At 71.8% G+C, this 19,110-nt stretch carries 19 protein-coding genes; 11 read left to right on the top strand and 8 right to left on the bottom strand.

Annotated elements, in window-relative coordinates:
- Window positions 1–37: 37 nt before the first annotated feature.
- From ACWD2L_RS29015 to ACWD2L_RS29035, 5 genes are all read right to left on the bottom strand, one after another.
- A complete protein-coding gene (locus ACWD2L_RS29015) occupies window positions 38–466 on the bottom strand; it encodes a hypothetical protein (protein ID WP_351339640.1) in 429 nt (142 codons plus the stop codon).
- 44 nt (window positions 467–510) lie between these two features.
- The gene (locus tag ACWD2L_RS29020; protein WP_451192246.1) at window positions 511–2,028 is read right to left on the bottom strand and encodes an FAD-dependent monooxygenase; all 1,518 of its coding nucleotides are present in this window, start codon (window positions 2,026–2,028) and stop codon (window positions 511–513) included.
- 72 nt (window positions 2,029–2,100) lie between these two features.
- On the bottom strand, window positions 2,101–2,340 hold the full coding sequence (locus ACWD2L_RS29025; RefSeq protein ID WP_351339646.1) for a hypothetical protein: 240 nt from the start codon (window positions 2,338–2,340) through the stop codon (window positions 2,101–2,103).
- 20 nt (window positions 2,341–2,360) lie between these two features.
- Entirely contained in the window at window positions 2,361–4,403 is a 2,043-nt protein-coding gene (malQ, locus tag ACWD2L_RS29030; protein WP_351339649.1) for a 4-alpha-glucanotransferase, read from the bottom strand.
- A 4-nt stretch (window positions 4,404–4,407) separates the two neighbouring features.
- Window positions 4,408–4,650 (bottom strand): hypothetical protein, encoded by a 243-nt coding sequence (locus ACWD2L_RS29035; RefSeq protein ID WP_351339652.1) that lies wholly within the window; start codon window positions 4,648–4,650, stop codon window positions 4,408–4,410.
- A 257-nt stretch (window positions 4,651–4,907) separates the two neighbouring features.
- Between ACWD2L_RS29035 and ACWD2L_RS29040 the strand changes: the two genes are divergently transcribed.
- The 6 genes from ACWD2L_RS29040 to ACWD2L_RS29065 all read left to right on the top strand — a co-directional run bounded on the left by ACWD2L_RS29040 (window position 4,908) and on the right by ACWD2L_RS29065 (window position 12,150).
- On the top strand, window positions 4,908–7,868 hold the full coding sequence (locus ACWD2L_RS29040) for a beta-N-acetylglucosaminidase domain-containing protein (RefSeq protein ID WP_351339655.1): 2,961 nt from the start codon (window positions 4,908–4,910) through the stop codon (window positions 7,866–7,868).
- An 83-nt stretch (window positions 7,869–7,951) separates the two neighbouring features.
- The gene (locus ACWD2L_RS29045) at window positions 7,952–8,509 is read left to right on the top strand and encodes an RNA polymerase sigma factor (protein ID WP_351339656.1); all 558 of its coding nucleotides are present in this window, start codon (window positions 7,952–7,954) and stop codon (window positions 8,507–8,509) included.
- Window positions 8,506–9,417: a zf-HC2 domain-containing protein gene (locus ACWD2L_RS29050; RefSeq protein ID WP_351339659.1), complete on the top strand. Its 912-nt coding sequence runs from the start codon at window positions 8,506–8,508 to the stop codon at window positions 9,415–9,417. Before ACWD2L_RS29045 ends, ACWD2L_RS29050 begins: the two co-directional genes overlap by 4 nt.
- Complete coding sequence (locus tag ACWD2L_RS29055) at window positions 9,414–10,190, top strand: ABC transporter ATP-binding protein (protein ID WP_451192224.1); 777 nt, start codon at window positions 9,414–9,416, stop codon at window positions 10,188–10,190. The genes ACWD2L_RS29050 and ACWD2L_RS29055 overlap by 4 nt, the downstream gene beginning before the upstream one ends.
- Window positions 10,187–11,560 (top strand): hypothetical protein, encoded by a 1,374-nt coding sequence (locus ACWD2L_RS29060; protein ID WP_351339661.1) that lies wholly within the window; start codon window positions 10,187–10,189, stop codon window positions 11,558–11,560. Before ACWD2L_RS29055 ends, ACWD2L_RS29060 begins: the two co-directional genes overlap by 4 nt.
- Window positions 11,557–12,150, top strand: a complete 594-nt coding sequence (locus ACWD2L_RS29065) for a hypothetical protein (protein ID WP_351339663.1) — start codon at window positions 11,557–11,559, stop codon at window positions 12,148–12,150. The genes ACWD2L_RS29060 and ACWD2L_RS29065 overlap by 4 nt, the downstream gene beginning before the upstream one ends.
- Before the next feature lie 3 nt (window positions 12,151–12,153).
- On the opposite strand, the gene ACWD2L_RS29070 is transcribed toward ACWD2L_RS29065, so the two are convergent.
- Window positions 12,154–12,327 (bottom strand): DUF397 domain-containing protein, encoded by a 174-nt coding sequence (locus tag ACWD2L_RS29070; protein ID WP_351339666.1) that lies wholly within the window; start codon window positions 12,325–12,327, stop codon window positions 12,154–12,156.
- 3 nt (window positions 12,328–12,330) lie between these two features.
- The gene (locus tag ACWD2L_RS29075) at window positions 12,331–13,164 is read right to left on the bottom strand and encodes a helix-turn-helix domain-containing protein (RefSeq protein ID WP_351339668.1); all 834 of its coding nucleotides are present in this window, start codon (window positions 13,162–13,164) and stop codon (window positions 12,331–12,333) included.
- Between the two features lie 260 nt (window positions 13,165–13,424).
- Between ACWD2L_RS29075 and ACWD2L_RS29080 the strand changes: the two genes are divergently transcribed.
- The gene (locus tag ACWD2L_RS29080) at window positions 13,425–13,892 is read left to right on the top strand and encodes an ATP-binding protein (RefSeq protein ID WP_351339671.1); all 468 of its coding nucleotides are present in this window, start codon (window positions 13,425–13,427) and stop codon (window positions 13,890–13,892) included.
- Between the two features lie 59 nt (window positions 13,893–13,951).
- On the top strand, window positions 13,952–14,305 hold the full coding sequence (locus ACWD2L_RS29085) for a hypothetical protein (RefSeq protein WP_351339674.1): 354 nt from the start codon (window positions 13,952–13,954) through the stop codon (window positions 14,303–14,305).
- A gap of 111 nt (window positions 14,306–14,416) precedes the next feature.
- Here the strand turns inward: ACWD2L_RS29085 and ACWD2L_RS29090 are convergent, their stop codons facing one another.
- Window positions 14,417–15,490: a mechanosensitive ion channel family protein gene (locus ACWD2L_RS29090; protein ID WP_351339677.1), complete on the bottom strand. Its 1,074-nt coding sequence runs from the start codon at window positions 15,488–15,490 to the stop codon at window positions 14,417–14,419.
- Window positions 15,491–15,774: 284 nt separating this feature from the next.
- Here ACWD2L_RS29090 and ACWD2L_RS29095 point away from each other — a divergent pair, with 284 nt between their 5' ends.
- The 3 genes from ACWD2L_RS29095 to ACWD2L_RS29105 all read left to right on the top strand — a co-directional run bounded on the left by ACWD2L_RS29095 (window position 15,775) and on the right by ACWD2L_RS29105 (window position 19,094).
- Entirely contained in the window at window positions 15,775–16,311 is a 537-nt protein-coding gene (locus ACWD2L_RS29095; RefSeq protein WP_351339679.1) for an HNH endonuclease, read from the top strand.
- Window positions 16,312–16,532: 221 nt separating this feature from the next.
- Window positions 16,533–17,711 carry an ROK family transcriptional regulator gene (locus ACWD2L_RS29100; RefSeq protein ID WP_351339682.1) on the top strand — a complete coding sequence of 393 codons (1,179 nt, stop codon included), beginning with the start codon at window positions 16,533–16,535 and terminating at the stop codon, window positions 17,709–17,711.
- Window positions 17,712–17,756: 45 nt separating this feature from the next.
- A complete protein-coding gene (locus ACWD2L_RS29105; RefSeq protein ID WP_351339685.1) occupies window positions 17,757–19,094 on the top strand; it encodes an ABC transporter substrate-binding protein in 1,338 nt (445 codons plus the stop codon).
- The last annotated feature ends 16 nt before the right edge of the window (window positions 19,095–19,110 follow it).

Here is a 19,110-nt window from a genome sequence, read left to right on the forward strand (position 1 = left end):
GGACGTCCTCGACGTGGAGGAACAGGTACCAGAGGCCCTACCAGCCCGCTTCCTGGGACAGGTACGAGCCGAAGACGGCGAGGAAGAGGCCCCACAGGCCGTAGAGAATGAGCGCCCCGGGAACGCAGGCGATGAGGCCGCCCACGAAGGAGTACATCGTCGTCCAGCGCCACTCGCGGAACCGCTGGGCGTCCCCGAACACCCAGCGGTAGCGGGCGAACGGACCGATGCGCTCCCTTTCCTTCCCGAGCACCGGCGCGGGCGCCGACTCGACGGCTATGCCCGACCACGCGGCCGCGAGGGCCCGCTCGCGGTCCACGACGCGGCGCATGCCCGCGGCGGCCCAGGGCAGCAGGCCCGGGACCGGTGTCCATATCGCGATGTGCAGCATCGTCGACCAGTGCATCGCCACCATGGACAGCCACCACAGCCGGTGGCACCGCCTGACCGCCTCGACCCGCTTCATGTCCCCAGCTCCCCCAACTCGACCGCGCCTTCGGCTGCTTGCCGTTACCGCAATGAGTATCCGGCGAACACCTCGGGGACGTCGGTGGACTTAACTCCCCCTTCCGCCCCCTCGTCCCGGGCCCACGCCGCGTATCCGTCGGGCCGCACCAGGAGCGCGGTGCGCCGCTCGCTCGCCCAATGGGCGACCCGGAGGCCGTCCAGCTTGTCCGGCGAGCCCTGGGGCAGGATCAGCACGAACTCGCCCGCGCGCAGGGCCTCGTAGAGCCTGGTCCCGCCCTGCAGCGCGACGTCGGGGACACGCCTGCCGACGAGCGGGTGGGCGCCCCTGGGAGCCGGGTAGCGGAAGCCGATGCCGGTGAGCTGCCCGACCACGCGGGCGCGGGCCGGGCGGGCCCTGGTCACGGCCTGGGTGAGGACCGAGCGGGCCGCGAGTGTCCAGGGGCGCTTGGCCATCGCCAGGCGGACCAGGCCGCCGCTGCTGCGCAGCACCGCCTTGCCGACGGGGTGGCGTTCCGCCTCGTAGGTGTCGAGGAGCTCCGCGGAGGCCCGGCCGCTCACCACGGCCGCCAGTTTCCAGCCGAGGTTCGCCGCGTCCTGGATCCCCGTGTTCATGCCCTGGCCGCCCGCAGGCGTGTGCACGTGGGCGGCGTCACCGGCCAGCAGCACCCGGCCGACGCGGTACTTCGGCGCCTGGCGTTCGTCGCTGTGGAAGCGGGACATCCAGCGGGCGTCGTGCATGCCGTAGTCGTCGCCGAGGGCGAGCCGGGCGGTCTCCTTGATCTCTTCGAGGTCGAGGGGAGCGTCGTCGGACACGTTGTGCGCGCGGTTCCAGGCGATCACCCGGTAGTAGCCGTCACCGAACGGGGCGATGAAGGCGAAGGCGTCGCCGACCGTGTTCACGGTGAGGACGTTGTCGGGCTGCTCGCCGAGCCGTACGTCGGCGAGGACGACCGAGCGGATGACGGACTTCCCGGGGAACGGCAGACCCACCGCCGTCCGCACGGAGCTGCGCATTCCGTCGGTGCCGACGACGTACGCCGCACGCAGGTCCTCCGGCTCCCCCTGCGCGCGTACGTGGAGCGTGACACCGTCCGCGTCCTGCGCCAGGCCCGTCACCTCGGTCTCGTACGCGAAGGTGACCCCGGCGTCGACGGCCCGCCGCTCCAGGAGCTTCTCGACCTCGTACTGCGGGACGACGAGGAGGTGGTTGAAGCGCGTGGGCAGCTCGGCCAGTTCGAGGAAGAGGCTGCCGAACAGGCGCAGCCGTTGCAGCTGTTGGCCCTTGGCCTCCAGCTCGTCGGCGAGGCCACGCGCGTCGAGTTGTTCCAGCGTGCGGGCGTGCACGGCGAAGGCGCGGGAGAGGTTGCTGGTCCGGTGGGGGCGCCGCTCGACGAGGGTGACGGGAACGCCCGCGGCGGCGAGGTCACCCGCGAGCAGCAGTCCGGTCGGGCCCGCGCCGACCACGATCACTGAGCGGGTGTCGTGCGATGAGCCAGTGCTGTCCATGAGGCCTCCAGAAGCGGTCACGCCCGGATCGACCCGCTCATCCTGCCCGCACAGACGCGTCGAGGGCACCCGCCGCGACCGAACGCGACGGGTGCCCTCGACGGGAAGTCGTTGGGAGGCGGAGCCTCAGCTCTGCTTCTGCTGCTTGCGGGACTTGTCGCCGAGCGTGACCAGTCCGGCGATCACCAGGAACAGGACGATCGGCGCGGCCACGTAGAGGCCGAGCGTCTCGATCACGCTCAGGCCCTTACCCGGGTCGTCGCCGTCGTCGCGCGTGAGCGCGAGCGCGGGGGACGTCATGAGCAGCATCATCAGCGTCGTACCGGAGGCCAGGGCGCCGGCGCGCAGAGCGTTCTTTTTGTCCACGAGCCAAACGTAGCGAACGCCTAAACGGGGCGCGCGTCCGGGGGGCCTGTAAGGGGCGGTTCGGCTCCCGCGCGTGCCGTTGCGAACACGCCGAGCAGGGCGTGCGCGCGGGGTGACGCGGCGAGTTCCTCCAGGGTGACGGGCCGGCCCGTGGCGTCGGCGACGGGCAGCCGCCAGTTCGGGTACTCGGCCCAGGTACCGGGCAGGTTCTGCGGGCGCCGGTCGCCCACCAGGTCGGGCAGCCACACCCCGATCATCCGGGCCGGTGTACTCAGCAGGAACCGGTGGACCGCCCGCACCGCCTCCTCCTCGCCGTGCGTCCCGGAGGCGAGCAGCCCCGTCCGGGCGAACAGGGCGAGCCACTCCGCCACCTCGGCCGCCGTCTCCGCCCCGCTCGCCGTCGACAGGCCGAGCCGCTCGCGCAGCCGTACGTCGTCGCCGCTGAGGCGTGCGGCGGTGGACGGCAGGTCGTGGGTGGTGGCGGTGGCGACGCAGTCCGCGCGCCACGCCTCGGCGGGGACGGGCCGCCCGTCGCCCTCCCAGTCGCGTTCGAACCACAGCACGGACGTGCCGAGCACCCCGCGCGCGTGCAGCGTCCCGCGCACGCCCGGCTCGACGGTGCCGAGGTCCTCCCCAATGACGTACGTGCCCGAACGCGACGCCTCCAGGAGCAGCACGGCGAGCATGGCCTCGGCGTCGTAGTGGACGTAGGTGCCCTCGGTCGGGGGTTCGCCCTGCGGGATCCACCAGAGCCGGAACAGACCCATCACGTGGTCGATGCGGATGGCGCCGGCGTGCCGCATCAGATTGCGGAGCAGATCGCGGAAGGCGGCGTAGCCGGTCTCCGCGAGGCGGTCGGGGCGCCACGGTGGCAGGCCCCAGTCCTGGCCGCGCGCGTTGAACGCGTCCGGGGGCGCGCCCACGCTGATGCCCTGCGCGAAGACGTCGCGCTGCGCCCACGCGTCGGCGCCGCCGGGGTGCACGCCAACGGCGAGGTCGTGCACGAGCCCGATCTCCATGCCCGCCTCGCGCGCCGCGCGCTGGGCGGCGGCGAGCTGCCCTTCGGTGAGCCAGGCGAGGCGGGAGTGGAAGTCGACGCGGTCCATCAGCTCCCGGCGGGCGCGCTCGGTGGCCGCCGAGCGCGGGTCCTGGAGGGCGGCCGGCCAGGTGTGCCGGTCGGGGCCGTGCACCTCGGCGAGCGCGCAGTACGTGGCGTGGTCCTCCAGGGCCGTGCCCTGTTCGGCGAGGAAGTCGCAGTAGGAGGCGCGGCGGCCGGGGGTGAGCGGCACCTGGTGGACCGCTTCGAGCGCCGTCCGCTTCAGCGCCCACACCGCGTCCCGGTCGATCAACTCGCCCTTGGCGAGCACCGCCTCACGCAGCCGGGCGGCCTCCCTGGCGTGCTGAGGGACGTAGGCGTACTCGGGGATGTCCTCGATCCGCAGGTGGACGGGGTCGGGGAAGCGCCGGGAGGAGGGGCGGTACGGAGACGGGTCCGTGCCGCCCTCCGGACCTGCGGGCACCGCCGCGTGCAACGGGTTGACCTGGAGGAATCCGGTGCCGTGGGTGCGGGCCGACCAGGACGCCAGGTCGGCGAGGTCCGCGAGGTCGCCCATGCCCCAGGAGCGGGTGGACAGCAGCGAGTACAGCTGGACCAGCAGGCCGTGGGTGCGCCGCGGCGGGGTGGGGGCCTGCGCGGGGGCGGCGATCAGGTGGGCCTCGGCCGCGCGCCCGTCGGGCGCGGCGACGCGCAGCCGGTGCGTTCCGAGCGGTGTGGCGGTGCCTGGGTCCCAGGGGTCGAAGCGGTCCCCGCCCTCGGGCCGCAGCCGCAGCTCGGCCCCTGCGGGCAGGCCCGCGATCCAGCGCGGCACGCTTCCGTCGTCCCACACGACGACCGTCGGCGGCAGCAGCCGCTCGGGCGGCTCGGCCGGGTCCGCGGTGACATCCACGCCGAGCGCCGCGAGGGCCGCCGTCACCGCCACGTCCGAGGCGTGGACGGTGCGGCCCGGCGCCGGGGAGTAGGAGGTGGCCACTCCGTGCAGCGCGGCGAGCCGGGCCTTCGTCATGTACTCAGCCGGCGGCGAGGCCGCTCGGGCAGCCCGCGGCGAGGCCGTTCGGGGTGGGCTCGGAGGTGAGCGGCGCCTCGTCGTTCATGGGCGGCTCGGAAGTCAGTGGGGTGTAGTCCGCGAAGGCGGGCTCGCTGGTGAGCGGCGATTCGAAGGAGCAGGTGCTGGTGACGTCGGCGTCGTCGAGCATGCTGAGGTCCGCCTGTTTGGAGAGGGCCGAGAGCAGGAGCTGAGCTGATGCGGCCACGGGGGCCTCCTTCGTCGTAAGGCGTCGGGAATCGGAAGCCCTACCCAGGATGCACGGGCGCAGACCTTTTCCACGAAAGAACGTGTTGCTGGTCACATTGTGTACGACGAAAGGAACTTGGGTCCAAGGCCGGGACAACCGAAAAAACTCCCGTCCCACCAGGCAACTCGTCGGTAGGGGCGATTCCGCCCGTCGACGGCTGCCTCCCTTCTATTCTTGTCCCTCTTGAGTCGGGTTCGAACCATGAGGAGTACGCCGTGCAGCAGCTGCGGCGCAGGAAGAGGGCGGCCGCCGTCGCGGTCGCCGTCATCGCCGGGACGCTGGGCGGGGCCACAGGGGCCGTGGCCACCCCGCCCAAGCCAGGGACGTCCACGGGCGACATGAAGCCGGACGTGAAGCTGCCCGCGGTGTGGCCGCGACCGCAGTCCCTCAAGGCGTCGGACCACACGGACGGGGTCACGGTCCCGGACGAGGTGACGCTCCTGGCGCCGCCGGGCTCCGACCCGTACGCCGTGGACGCGGTGCGCAAGACGCTCGCGGACGCGGGGGCGCGGGACGTCCGGCAGGTCCACACCGAGGCCGACGTGCCCGGCGGCGCGCGGCTCGTGGTGCGGCTCGGCACCGGGGCCCCGGGGGCCAGGACCGCCGCCCGCCACCACTCCCCCGAGGCGGGTCCGCTCGACGCGACCCTGCGCGGACTCGGCGCGAGCGCCCGCGGCGATCTGCCGTCCGGCGGCTACCGGCTCGCCGTGGGCCGCGTGGCGGGGACGCCGACCGTCGCCGTCGAGGGCGTCGGCGAGGACGGCCTGTTCCACGCGGCGCAGACATTCCGGCAACTGATCGACGGGCGGACCGTCGCGGGGGTCGTCGTACGGGACTGGCCGGGCACGGCGGTCCGCGGACTGACCGAGGGTTTCTACGGCACGCCGTGGACGACGGAGCAGCGCCTGGCGCAGCTCGACTTCATGGGCCGCACCAAGCAGAACCGCTACCTGTACGCGCCCGGCGACGACCTGTACCGCCAGGCCCGCTGGCGCGAGACGTACCCGGCCGCCCAGCGTGCCGGTTTCCGCGCGCTCGCCGAGCGGGCCCGCGCCAATCACGTGACGCTCGGCTGGGCGGTGGCTCCGGGCCAGGCGATGTGCATGTCGTCGCCGGACGACATCAGGACACTCACCCGCAAGCTCGACGCGATGTGGGCGCTCGGGGTGCGGGAGTTCCAGCTCCAGTTCCAGAACGTGTCGTACAGCGAGTGGCACTGCGAGTCGGACGCGCGGGAGTTCGGCTCCGGGCCGGGTTCCGCGGCGAAGGCGCAGGCGAAGGTCGCGAACACGGTGGCGAAGCACCTGGCGGCCCGTCACCCGGGCGCCGGGCCGCTGTCCCTGATGCCGACCGAGTACTACCAGGACGGCACGACGGAGTACCGGACGGCGCTCGCCCGCGACCTGGACGACGCGGTGGAGGTCGCGTGGACGGGCGTCGGCGTGGTGCCGCGCACGATCACCGGCCGTGAACTGGCGGGCGTACAGGGCGCGTTCGGCGGCGGGCACAAGCTGCTCACGATGGACAACTACCCGGTCAACGACTACGCGCAGGACCGGATCTTCCTCGGCCCGTACCGGGGCCGGGAGCCCGCAGTGGCCTCCGGTTCGGCGGCGGTGCTCGCCACGGCGATGGAGCAGCCCGCGGCCTCCCGCATCCCGCTGTTCACGACCGCGGACTACGCCTGGAACCCGCGCGACTACCGGGCACAGGAGTCCTGGCGGGCGGCGATCGACGACCTGGCGGACGGCTCCCGGGAGACACGGCAGGCGCTGAACGCCCTCGCGGGCAACGACGCGTCGTCGGTGCTCGGCGCGGACGAGTCGGCGTACCTGAAACCGCTGATCTCGGCGTTCGGGAAGGCGCGTACGACGACGGACGCGGCCGGCACCAAGAAGACGGCGGCGGCCCTGCGCGACGCGTTCACCCAGATGCGCCGCACGCCTTCGACTCTCGATGGCACGGACCTGGGCTCCGAAGTCCGTCCCTGGGCCGACAAGTTGGGCCGCTACGGACAGGCGGGCGAGGCCGCGGTCGACATGCTGGAGGCGGCGAGCCGCGACGACAAGACGGCGGCGTGGAAGGCGGCACGCCGACTGTCCGCCCTCCGCAAGGACTTGGACACGTCGCACGTCACGGTCGGCAAGGGAGTCCTCGCCCCGTTCCTGACGCACGCCGAAAAGGAGTTCGCCTCCTGGTCGGGCACGGGCCACTCCGATGCGTCGAAGGGCGCGAAGGCCGAACTCCCGCGCCCCCGCGCCCTGTCCACGGTCACGGTCCTCACAGAGCCCGGCACCTCGGGCACGGTCGAGGCGTACGTCCCCGGCACGGGCTGGAAGCGGATCGGCGCGCTCGCGGCCGGCGGCTTCACGGAACTGAAGGCGCACGGCACCCGCGCGGACGCGGTACGTGTCACGGGCGCCTCCGCCGACGCGGTGTCCCACGTGGTCCCCTGGTACGCGGACTCCCCCGCGGCCTCCGTGACCCTGGCCCGCACCGAGGCGGACGCCGAGATCGGCGGCGCGCCGCAGCGGTTGACGGCCCACCTGACGGCGCAGCGCCCGGGCGCCGTACGCGGCCGCCTGACGGCGAAGGCCCCGCACGGCATCAAGGTCGACCTCCCGCACCAGTCCGAACTCCCGCGCGGCACGAGCGTCGACGTACCGGTGAAGGTGACGGTCCCGTCGACCACCCCGGCGGGCACGTACGAAATCGCTTTGCACTTCGGCGCCGAAACCCGCACCCGCACCCTCTCGGTCCGCGCCTACCCCCGCACGTCGGGCCCCGACCTGGCCCGCTCCGGCAAGGCCTCCTCATCGGCGGACGAGACCCCGGACTTCCCGGCGGCCGACGCCAACGACGGCAAGCCGTCGACCCGTTGGTCGTCCCCCGCGAAGGACGGCGAATGGTGGCAGGTGGAGTTCCCCGACCGGGTTCGCCTCGGCCTGGTCACCCTCCACTGGCAGGACGCCTACGCCAAGCACTACCGCGTCCAGACCTCCCCCGACGGCCACACCTGGCGCACGGCGGCGACCGTCCGGGACGGGCAGGGCGGGCGCGAGTCGGTGCGGATGGACGCGAAGGGGGTGCGGTTCGTGCGGGTGGTGGGGGACGAGAGGGCGACGCGGTACGGGGTTTCGTTGTGGTCGGTGGGGGCGTATGGGGTGGCGGACTGAGGTCGGCGATGTTCCGCGTCGGCCCCGCGTGAACCGTATGAGGGCCGGTCGCCGATAGACGGTTCGTGAGACTGTTCCGCCCCATGGGGGCCGATCGAGACACGGGAGACGCGACGCTTCTGCGCGCCGTCGCCCAGGGGGACACCGACGCGCTCGCCGCGCTGTACGACCGGCACGCCGGGTGGCTGCACGCGCGGCTGAGCCGGCGGTGCGGGGATCCGGAGGCGGTGGGCGAGGTGCTGCAGGACACGTTCCTGGCGGTGTGGCGCTCGGCCGCCGCGCACCGGGGCGGGGAGGTCGGCGGCTGGCTGTGGACGATCGCGGCACGCCGCCTGGTCGACGCGGGGCGGGCGCAGGCACGGGCCGCGCGGGTCGAACCGCCGGTTGTCGGGGTGGCGCCATCCGCCGAGGACGACGTGCTCGCCGGGCTCCAGTACGGGGACGTGGGCACGGCCCTCGACCGCATCTCGCCCGAACTGCGGGCGGTGCTGCGTGCCACCGTCGTCGACGGACTGACCACGCGGGAGGCGGCGCGGGTGCTCGGCATACCAGAAGGCACGGTCAAGACGCGGGCACTACGGGCCCGCCGTGAACTGCGGGCCGCGTTGGCCGCGTTGGAGCCGCTGGGGGGTACGTCATGACCGCATGGCATGTGAGCGAGCAGGCGGCCCAGCGGTACGCCGCGGGCTCCCTGCTCGAGCCGGACTGCTGGTCCGTGGAACGCCACGTGGAGGCGTGCGAAGTGTGCGCCGCACGGGTGTCCGGGGCGGTGACGGTCGGCGCCGGGGGCGTGGCGGTCGCGGCGGTGCGGGAACTGGTGCTGGGCGCGGTGCGCTTCCAAGCCCCTGCGGCGTTTGAGCAGGCCTTTCAAACCCCGCCGGCGATTGAGGCGCGGGGCCCGGGGCGGAGCCCCGTGACGTGGGGACGGGGGGCCTGGTGGGCGGTCGGGCGCGCCGTACGCGGAGCGTGGCTCGTCGCGCTCTTCGCCGTCGCGGCAGGCGCCCTCGCGCTCGCGCACGGGGCGCACTTCACGGGAGCGCTGCCACTGCTTCTCACCTGCGCACCCATCGTCCCGGTGGCAGGCGTCGCCGCCTCGTACGGCCGGCACACCGACCCGCTCCACGAGATCGCCGCGTCGACACCCCGCGGCGGGCTGCCACTGCTGCTCGCACGGACCGGCACCGTACTGGCCGTGGCCTTTCCCGTGCTGGCGGTGACGGGTCTGCTGCTGCCGAGCCCAACAGGCGTAGGCCCCGGCCCCGCCGCCTGGCTGCTGCCGGGCCTCGCGCTGACCCTGGCCACGCTCGCCCTCGGCGGATACGTCGGCGTACGTGCCGCCACCGCGGTGATCGGCGGCGGCTGGCTGGTGGCGGTGGCCGTACCCGCGGCCGGAGCAGGACCCCAGCAGCTTTCGTCACAGCTGTCCGAATCCCTCGCGCTCTACTTCAACGGCCCCGCCGCCCAGTCGGGTTGGGCCGCCGCACTCGTCCTGTGCGCCGCCCTCATCACCGTACGCAGAGCCTCGTACGACCTCATGGAGACGCCGTGACCGAGACGACTGGCGCGGCGCGGGTGACAGGGCTGACCGTCCGGCACCGCAGGACCACCGCTCTCGACTCCGTCGACCTGGATTTCGGCACCGGCGTGCACGGCCTGCTCGGACCCAACGGCGCAGGCAAGACCTCCCTGATCCGCGTCCTGGCGACGGTGGCCCGGCCGAGCGCCGGCCGGGTGGAACTGCTCGGGTCGGACCTGAGAGCGTCCCACGCCCGACGGGTTGCCCGCCGTCAACTCGGCTATCTTCCACAGGACTTCGGCTACTACCCGAACTTCACCGTGCGCGAGTTCGTGGCCTACGTGGCGTGGCTGAAGGAGATGCCCAGGGACACCGTCCCGGCGGCGGTCGAACGCGCCGTGCGCCGCGTGGGCCTCGCGGACCGCGTCGACGCGAAGGTCAAGACGCTGTCCGGGGGCATGGTGCGCCGCGTCGGTATCGCACAGGCCATCGTCAACGCGCCCCGGTTGCTCCTCCTCGACGAGCCGACGGCCGGTCTCGACCCCGAACAGCGCGTCGAATTCCGTTCGCTGCTAAGAGAGTTGGGTGAGGAGTCCACCGTCGTGGTGTCGACACACCTGGTGGAGGACGTCGCCGCCGCCTGCACGGACGTGACGCTCATCGAGCGCGGACGGGTCGCCTACCGTGGCACACCGCAGTCGCTCGCCGCACTCGGTCGCGACGGCGACGGGAACGCCATCGAACGCGGCTACACCACGGCGCTGCGCGCGCACCGCGCCGCCGCGACGCGCGGAGGCCGGGCATGACCATGCTCCTCGACCGTCCGGCCGCTGACACCCCGATGCGCCCTCACCGCACACCACATCCGTTCCGTGCGGAGTCGCTGCGCGGCGTCGTCCCCTGGTCCGGCCTCGCACTGGTCCTCGCACTCGCCTGGGCGCTGGCCGCCAAGGCGGCGGAGTGGCAGGGGAGTTGGGCGGAGACCACGCGTGCGCTGAGCCTGGTCGGCGTCCTGCTCGGCGGTCCGCTCTCCCTCGCCGCGGGCTGCTGGCAGGGCGGGCGGGAACGGCGGCGGCGCACCGACGAACTGCGAGCCTGCGCGGCCCGGCCCGCCCTCGCCCAGTTCCTGACCTCGGCTCTGCCCACGGCCCTGTGGATCGTGGCCGCCTATGCCGTCACGGTCGCGGCGGCCCTGCTGGCCTGCGCGCCCTACGCCTCGCCGGGCGGCCTCGTGCCGACCGCGTTCCTCGGCACCGCCGCCGTACTGATGTCCTGCACACTGATCGGCCACGTGGCAGGTGCCCGTGTGCCGTGGCGGCTCACGGCCCCCGTGCTCGCGCTGGCGGGTTACGGCACGTTCGGCGCGTTCATCACCGCGGCGGGGCCGGTCCGTCTTCTGGGCCCGGCCCCGGGCTACTCCCCCGACCACGAAGTGCTCGCCTGGTGGCACCCGTTGCTCACGGCCGGCTGGTTCCTCGGCCTCGCGCTGGCCGTCACGGCGGCCCACGCGGCGCGCCGCCGCTGGACGACGCTGGTCCCACTCGCCGTTGCCCTGTCCACCGCGCTCGTACTGTCCGGGACGAGCGACACCATGGCGCAGCGCGACCCGCGCGCCGGGCACCAGGTCTGCACGAGGACGACCACGCCGCAGATCTGCGTCAACGCCACCCGTTCCGCGCTACTGCCGGAGGTGACCCGGGCGCTGTCTAACCTCACCGGCCGCCTGAAGGACGTACGGAACCTCCCCGTGCGCTTCGAGGACCTGCACCGCAGACCACACGCCGACGAGACAGCGCTGCCCATGCTCACTCCGTTCGGCTGGACCGTGGTGCGCGGGAGGATCGCCGACCCGGATCACTACGCGTGGGAGGCGGCGGTCACGTTGGTGGAGGGGTCCGACTGCGCGAACGCGACGACGGGGCGCGTCAGGACCGTGGACGACGCCGTGGTGCGGTGGCTCGCTCCTACGGACGGCCAGGAGTCGATGCGCAAGAAATCACTGAAAGACGCACGCGCGGAGCGCGACCGTGCCGAACTGCGACGCCTCAAGGCCGAACAGCGGACCTACGACCACCTGCGGTCGATGACCACAGCCGAGCGCCACGCCTGGCTGACCAGCTACTTCGAGCCCGCCGACCGCTGTGCGCGTACAGCGAGCGAGGTACCGGCCCTGTGACCGCACTGGCCCTCTACGCCCGTTCGCGGGGGCTGCCAACCGCCCTCACGGCCTTCGCCGCGGCCACCCTCTTCACCCTATGGGCAGCGACCCGCCCCGATACCTACGTCGACCCGCAGAGGCGCATCCCGCTCCTCGCGCTGGCGCCCTTGCTCGCCTCGGCCTCGATCGGCGTGAGCCTGCACCAGTACGCACAGGAGCTGGACCGCACCGCTGCCCGCCCCTGGTGGCCGACGCGCCTCGCCCACCTGCTCGCCCTCACCGCCGTCGCCGCGACGACCCTCGCCCTGGCCGTGCCCGGCCACGTACAGGAGTTCGGCGCGGCGGCGATGGTCCGCAACGTCCTGGGTGCCACGGGTATCACGGCGATCGCCGCGGTGCTGTTGGGCGCCCGGCTCAGCTGGCTGCCGCCCATGCTCTACTTCGGCTCGGTCTACCTGTCGTACTCGGCACCCGGCATGCGAACCGCCACGGCGTGGACCTGGTCGATGCAACCGGGCCCGCAGCGGGGCGCGTGGGCGGTGGCGCTGGCCGCGTTCACGGTGGGCACGATGCTGTACGTGGCTGTGGGCGCACGCAGGGAGCGATGAAGGTCACCTCAGCGCATCGATGAAGCGGGCCCAACTGGTCGGGGCGATAAGGACTATGGAGCCGTCGGCGTCCTTCGAGTCGCGGACCGCCACGGTCCGGGGGACGTTGCGGGCGACCTCGACGCAATCGGCCTGGGCATTGCTGTAAGTGGACTTGCGGAACCGGAATTCGGTCACAGGTCACGCCTCCTTGCGTAGCGAGTTGATGAGCTCGAGGGATTCGCGCGCGGACAGGCTCATCCGGGCGGTGCGGTCGAAGTGGTCGCCGTACCTGGCGCCGGTCTCGATGTCCTCGACCCACCCCATACCAGTGACGGTGTCCGACTGGACCACGTCCAACGACCCCGCCTCAGCGAAGGAAAGAACGCTGAACGCCCCTGTGACGCAGGGGTGGGCGCCGGCCCGGAACGGCAGCACCTGAATGGTGACGTTGGGCAGCTCCCCGACATCCAGGAGGTGGTCCAACTGGGCCCGCATGGTCGAGGGTCCGCCCACCTGCTGGCGAAGGGCGGCCTCCCAGACCACGCCGAACCAGGTCAGCGGACGCTCGCCGTACAGGCGCTTCTGCCGCTGCCGCTTCACATCGACCGCGTGCTCGACGAAGTCGGGAGTTTCCCAGGGGCCCGTATTCACAGCCAAGGACCTGGTGTACGCGGGGATTTGAAGCAGCCCGGGGACAAGGGAGAGCTGCCAGTTCCGTACCCGCGTCGCCGCGTCCTCCATGGCGATGTACTCGGCGAATTCGCCCGCTGCCACGTGGCGCCACCAGCCCTGCGCCTTGCGGCGTTCCCGGTCCAGTCCGGCCAACTCGGACAGCTTGGCGACCGTCTTGCGATCGGCCGCGCCGTAGAACTCGCACAACATGTGGATGTCCGGGTCACGCATTGGGACCCAGCCCCGCTCCATCTTCACGATCTTCGATTGGGTCGCGTTGATCGTCACGGCTGCCTGCTGCTGCGTCTTGCCCGAGGCGTCACGAAGGCGCAGGAGTTCCCCACCGAGTCGCCGCCCCAAGACAGTTGAGGCTCGATTACCGAGTTGAGCTGGTCGCTTCACGGAGTCCATGGTGCCCTTCGGGCCACCTCCCGTCGACGACCGTCACTCGCTGGGGATTAAATTCCCCAAGCTTCTTGCGTGCCGAGAATAAGGGCCGCTACTGTCCGTATCCATCAAGCCACCCGGCGCAGCCAGTTGGCGGAAGTGCACCGCCCTGCCCACCCGCAGTCGCGGCACAGCCACCGTCAACTCCCCGACCGCACAAGGAGGTGCGCGTCATGGCCGAACCCGAGTCCGAACCCAAAGGCGCCGTCCGCCACACCGACACCCTCGACTACACGCCCGTGGCCCGCAGCGTCCCGCTCGCCCGCCGCCGCACCGCCCGCCTCGTGGCCGAGTGGGGGCACCGGAGCCTGGCCGGGGACACGGCCCTCGTCGTGTCGGAGCTGCTCACGAACGCCCTCCTCCACGGCAGCCTCCGCGCCCGCCTGATCCGCGTACACCTCCACACCACCGACACCGTGCTCCGCGTAGAAGTGAGCGACCCACGCGGCGAACGACTGCCATGCCCGCGACCGGCCGATTGCGAGGACCAGTTCGGGCGCGGGCTGCTTCTGGTGTCGGCGCTGGCGAACCGCTGGGGCTGGGAACCCAGGAGCGTTGGGAAGACCGTCTACGCGGAATGGGACACCTGCGCCACAGGCGCCTCGTCCGAAGCGTCTTCGCTCGTCGACGAGAGGGCGTGACGGGAGCGCTAGCGTGGGCCCGTGTCACAGAGATGCTCGGCGAGCGGAAGGGGCGGCCGATGACCACGCCGTACGCGCACGAGGAGAGACCCCTCATTCCCGCTCCCGAGCTGACGCTGCCGGCATTGCGGCAGGCCGTGGCCACCGTTGTGCCGTCCCGACTGCCCGAGTTCTTCCAGGACCTGCAGAAGGCGTTCGTACGGGCAGGCGACGAGGACAGCGTCGTACCGATCCGGATGTTCTATCGGCGGTGGGGCGTGATCGTCGAGATCGAGCGGTATCCGGAGACCGCGCGCAGTCTGCACGCCGCGGAGCGGGCGGTGGACAGCCCGGCCCCCGAGGCGCGGGAGCAGGCCGTCCAAGAGGCCGGCGACATCGTGCGAGCCGCGCATCGACAGGTGGCCGGTGGCTGACACCTCGAGGCACGCGGCCGATTGACGGTCGACCGCCTCACCGACATCCGCGGCGAACGCAACGGGGGTGCAGGAGACCCGGCCCCCGCCCCCGCCCACACAGGCCCCCGCCTACTTCGCCAGGTTCGTCGGCTGGATCGGCGACGCCGCCAGCGACTGCGGAGACGTGGCGGAGGCGTAGGCCGATGGGGCCGATACCGCTGCCGACGGGTCGGCCGGGGAGTCGTCGGGCTGGGGCGGGGCGCCGCCGACGATGCGGATGCCCGCCTCGTCGAAGGCCCGCTTGATGCGCCAGCGCAGCTCGCGCGAAATGGTGAGGGACTTGCCGGGCATGGTCTTGGCGGAGACGCCGACCACCATGGAGTCGAGCAGCACGCTGTCCAGGCCGAGCACCTCGACCGGGCCCCACAGCATCTCGTTCCACGGCTCGGCCTTGCCCATGGTCTCGGCGACCTCGGTCAGCGTCGCCCTGACCTTGTCGAGGTCCTCGTCGGCGCGCACGGTGACGTCGACGGCCGCGGTCGACCAGCCCTGCGAGAGGTTGCCGATCCGCTTGACCTCGCCGTTGCGCACGTACCAGATCTCGCCCTCGGCGCCCCGCAGCTTCGTCACGCGCAGGCCGACCTCGATGACCTCGCCGGAGGCGACACCCGCGTCGATCGTGTCCCCGACGCCGTACTGGTCCTCAAGGATCATGAAGACACCGGAGAGGAAGTCGGTGACCAGGTTGCGCGCGCCGAAACCGATCGCCACACCGGCCACACCCGCGGAAGCGAGCAGCGGCGCGAGGTTGATCTTGAAGGCGCCGAGCACCATGAGGGCGGCGGTGCCCAGGATCAGGAACGAGGCGACCGAGCGCAGCACGCTGCCGATCGCCTCTGAACGCTGGCGGCGCCGCTCGGTGTTCACAAGAAGTCCACCGAGTGCGGACGTGGCACCGGCCTCGCTCCTGCGGTTCATCCGCTCGACGAACTTGGTGATGCTGCGGCGTATCACGGCGCGCAGCACGAAGGCGATGACGATGATCAGCAGGACCCGCAGGCCCACGCTCAGCCACGTGGACCAGTTCTGCTCGACCCAGCCGGCGGCCTGTCCGGCCTGCTCCTGGGCGTCCTTGAGGGTGGGTTTCGCGGGGTCGGACGAGGCATCGCTCGCCCCCGTGGCCGACAGGACGGACAAGATCACGGCAGGTACCTCCAGGCGTAGCCATCTGCCCGCCTCGCGGCGATGCTCGGGGACAGGAGCGGGCAGACCCACCACACTAACGGGGCATTGTGTGTGGATCGTCGTCATGTTCGAGGGAGAGACAGTGCTCACGTCCGCCCGCTGGGGGAATGAGGGACGTGTGGTCGAAAACACTCCCAGCCCGTTACGTGGACATGGTGGCGCCATGACCAGCGGTGAGGGGAGACTGGCTGGGAGATCGTCCCGGCGCGAGCCACGCGCCGCCGGCGTACAAGGAGGCATCCGTGCCGCATGTCCTGGTCCTCAACGCGTCGTACGAGCCGCTCGGCGTCGTACCGCTCCGCCGCGCGCTCGTACTCGTCCTCGAGAACAAGGCCACATGCCTCGAGGAGTCCGGCGCCTTTATGCACAGCGCAACACGCACCGTCGCCGCCCCCAGCGTGGTCCGGCTCAAGCGTTTCATCCGGGTTCCCTACCGGGGGCCCGTTCCTCTGACCCGACGCGCACTGTTCGCCCGTGACGGCGGCCGGTGCATGTACTGCGGTGGCGTCGCAACCAGCGTCGACCACGTGATCCCGCGCAGCCGCGGGGGTCAGCACGCCTGGGAGAACGTGGTGGCGTCGTGCCGCCGCTGCAATCACACCAAGGCCGACCGCCACCTGGTGGAGATCGGCTGGCGCCTGCGCCACGCGCCGGCTCCGCCGTCCGGTCTGGCCTGGCGCATCATCGGGACCGGGCATAGGGATCCGCGCTGGTTGCCCTACCTGCAACCATTCGGCGCGGACGAGGCCCTGGCCCGGATCGAAGGCGTTTCAGCCTGATCGTCGATCCGGGTTTCTTGCGTTTCAGAGGCGTTCCGGAAGCACTTCAGGGGCGGTTCAGAGGTGCTTCACAAGTACTTCAGGGCGCTTCATGGGCGGAGGTCGCACAACGCGGCCTCCGCCTCACCTATTGACCGCACCCGCACCAGCCCCTTACGTTCCTCGCACCCAGATAGGAAAGTTTCCTAACAGTACTCAGTACGAGGAGGTGGGCCCCCGCGATGGCCGCAACCCCTGGCGCCCCCGGCACCCCCAGCGTCCTGCGCGCCATGAACGACCGCGCAGCGCTCGACCTCCTCGTCGCCCACGGCCCGCTCACCCGCACCCGGATCGGCGAGCTGACCGGCCTCTCCAAGCCGACGACCTCCCAACTGCTCGGCCGCCTCGAAACCGCCGGACTCGTGCGGACCACCGGCAGCCAGACCGGCCGCCCGGGACCGAACGCCGTCCTGTACGAGATCGAGCCGGGCGCGGGCCACGTCGCCGCCCTCTCCGCCGACCCGACCGGCATCACCGCCGTCGTCGCCGACATCACCGGCGCCGAACGCGGCCGCCGCCGCATCGAGGCCGACGCCGTCAGCGAGGACGTGCGGCACCGCACCGCCCAACTCGTCGCCGAGGCCACCGACGGGGCGCTCGCCCAGGCAGGGCTCGGGCACGGCGACCTGACCGCCACCGTCATCGGCACCCCCGGCGCCATCGACCCGCACACCGGACAGCTCCGCTACGCCCCGCACCTGCCGGGCTGGCACTCCCGCACCCTGCGCGACGACCTCGCCAAGGTGCTCGGCACCCCCGTCTCCATCGAGAACGACGTCAACCTCGCCGCGGTCGCCGAGCAGTACGAAGGCGCCGCGCAGGACCACGACGACTTCGTGCTCGCCTACGTCGACGAGGGCGTGGGCGCCGCGATCGTGCTCGGCGGGACGCTGTTGCGCGGGGCGACCGGCGGCGCGGGCGAGATCGGCTACATGCCGCTGCCGGGGGCTCCCCTGGCGCGCGGCGGGTCCGACGCCGTGGCCCGCGCGGACGGGGGCGGCGGGCTGCAGAGCCTCGTCGCCGCCGCCGCGATCCGCGAACTCGCCGGTGGCGTCAAGGACTTGGGTGAAGCACTCGGCACGCAGGGCGTCCTCGACGAGGTCGCCCGGCGGATCGCCACGGGCATCGCCGCCGTCGTCGCCGTCGTCGACCCCGAGCTCGTCGTACTGTCCGGTCAGGTCGCCCGGGCCGGCGGCGACGCCCTGCGCGAGCGGGTCGAGGAACAGCTCACCGGACTCGCCCTGCCCCGCCCCCAGTTGCGCACCAGCGACCTGGCAGGCGACCCCATCCTCACCGGCGCCCTGCGCACCGCCCTCACCCAGGCCCGCGACACCGTCTTCGACACCAGCACCTCCGCGTAACACCCTCTCCCAGCCCAACTCCCGTACACGTAAAGGACGTTCGCCATGCCGCGATGGCGCATACCCCTGCGCGCGCCCGTAGGGCTCGCCGCGGCCGGACTGCTGCTCGCCGGCTGCGCCAATCCGAGTACCGGCAGCGCCGCCGACGACCCGACCAAGCCCGTCACGCTGAAGTTCTGGCACGGCTGGTCGGCGCCCGGCGAGGTGAAGGCGATCAACGACTCGATCGCCCGCTTCGAGAAGCTGCACCCGAACATCAAGGTGCAGGCCACCGGCAACGTCTCGGATGCCACCACCAATCAGGCCCTGCGGGCCGGTGGCGACGAGGCCCCCGATGTCGTCTCCTCCTTCACCACGAACAACGTCGGCCAGTACTGCGACTCCGGTATGTGGGTCGACCTCGATCCGTTCATGAAGAAGACCGGCCTGAAGAAGGAGAAGGTCTTCCCCAAGTCCCTTCTCGATTACACCGGTTACCGCGGGAACCAGTGCGCCCTGCCGCTGCTCGCGGACGCCTTCGGCATGTACTACAACAAGGACGCCTTCAAGAAGGCGGGCATCGAGCGGCCGCCGCGGACCATGTCCGAGTTCGTCGCCGACTCCAAGAAGCTCACCGTCAAGGACGGCTCCTCGTACAAGCGCGTCGGCTTCATGCCGAACTTCCGGCTCTACCAGAACAGCCCGGACCGGCTGTTCGCCCAGTGGGGCCCCAAGTACTTCGATGGAGACGGGAATTCGCGGCTCGCCGAGGATCCCGCCACGTACGACTTCTTCAAGACGGCGCGGAAACTCGTCGACGCGCAGGGCGGTTACAAGGCGCTGGAGAGGTTCCGGACCTCGTTCGGCGACGAGATGTCCAACCAGAATGCCTTTCTGAGCGGAAAGCTCGCCATGCATCTCGACGGTGAGTGGCGCGGGCTGATGCTGAACGACGCGAAGGCCAAGTTCGACTGGGGCGTCGCTCCGATGCCCGTCCCCGACGACCAGGCCGAGACGTACGGGCGCGGCTATCTGACCGGCACCGTCGCCGGCATCGCGCACAGCAGCAAGCATCAGAACGCGGCCTGGGAGCTGGTGAAATTCCTGACCGCCGACACCGATCAGGTCGTGAAGTTCGCCAACGCGATCCACAACGTGCCGTCGACGAACGCCGCCCTCAAGTCGCCGAAGCTGGACGCCGATCCGACGTTCCGCGCCTTCGTCGACATCGCGCAGAACAAGGACAGCCAGGTCATGCCGCCCTCCACGAACGGCGGCATGTACATCGTGCAGCTTCAGGACTTCAGTTACGGCGAGGAGGCCGGCGAGGTCCACGACCTGAAGGGCGGCCTGCGGCGCCTCGACAAACTCATCGACGCCGACACCCTGCAGTCGCAGAACTGAGGAACGGGACATTCTC

The organism is Streptomyces sp. NPDC002754, from assembly GCF_053592315.1.

What these genes read in the sequence shown, in the direction of transcription:
- ACWD2L_RS29015 (WP_351339640.1), bottom strand. Translation starts at nt 466, where the DNA reads ATGAAGCGGGTCGAGGCGGTCAGGCGGTGCCACCGGCTGTGGTGGCTG.
- malQ (WP_351339649.1), bottom strand. Translation starts at nt 4,403, where the DNA reads ATGACGAAGGCCCGGCTCGCCGCGCTGCACGGAGTGGCCACCTCCTAC.
- ACWD2L_RS29045 (WP_351339656.1), top strand. Translation starts at nt 7,952, where the DNA reads ATGGGGGCCGATCGAGACACGGGAGACGCGACGCTTCTGCGCGCCGTC.
- ACWD2L_RS29050 (WP_351339659.1), top strand. Translation starts at nt 8,506, where the DNA reads ATGACCGCATGGCATGTGAGCGAGCAGGCGGCCCAGCGGTACGCCGCG.
- ACWD2L_RS29060 (WP_351339661.1), top strand. Translation starts at nt 10,187, where the DNA reads ATGACCATGCTCCTCGACCGTCCGGCCGCTGACACCCCGATGCGCCCT.
- ACWD2L_RS29080 (WP_351339671.1), top strand. Translation starts at nt 13,425, where the DNA reads ATGGCCGAACCCGAGTCCGAACCCAAAGGCGCCGTCCGCCACACCGAC.
- ACWD2L_RS29085 (WP_351339674.1), top strand. Translation starts at nt 13,952, where the DNA reads ATGACCACGCCGTACGCGCACGAGGAGAGACCCCTCATTCCCGCTCCC.
- ACWD2L_RS29100 (WP_351339682.1), top strand. Translation starts at nt 16,533, where the DNA reads ATGGCCGCAACCCCTGGCGCCCCCGGCACCCCCAGCGTCCTGCGCGCC.
- ACWD2L_RS29105 (WP_351339685.1), top strand. Translation starts at nt 17,757, where the DNA reads ATGCCGCGATGGCGCATACCCCTGCGCGCGCCCGTAGGGCTCGCCGCG.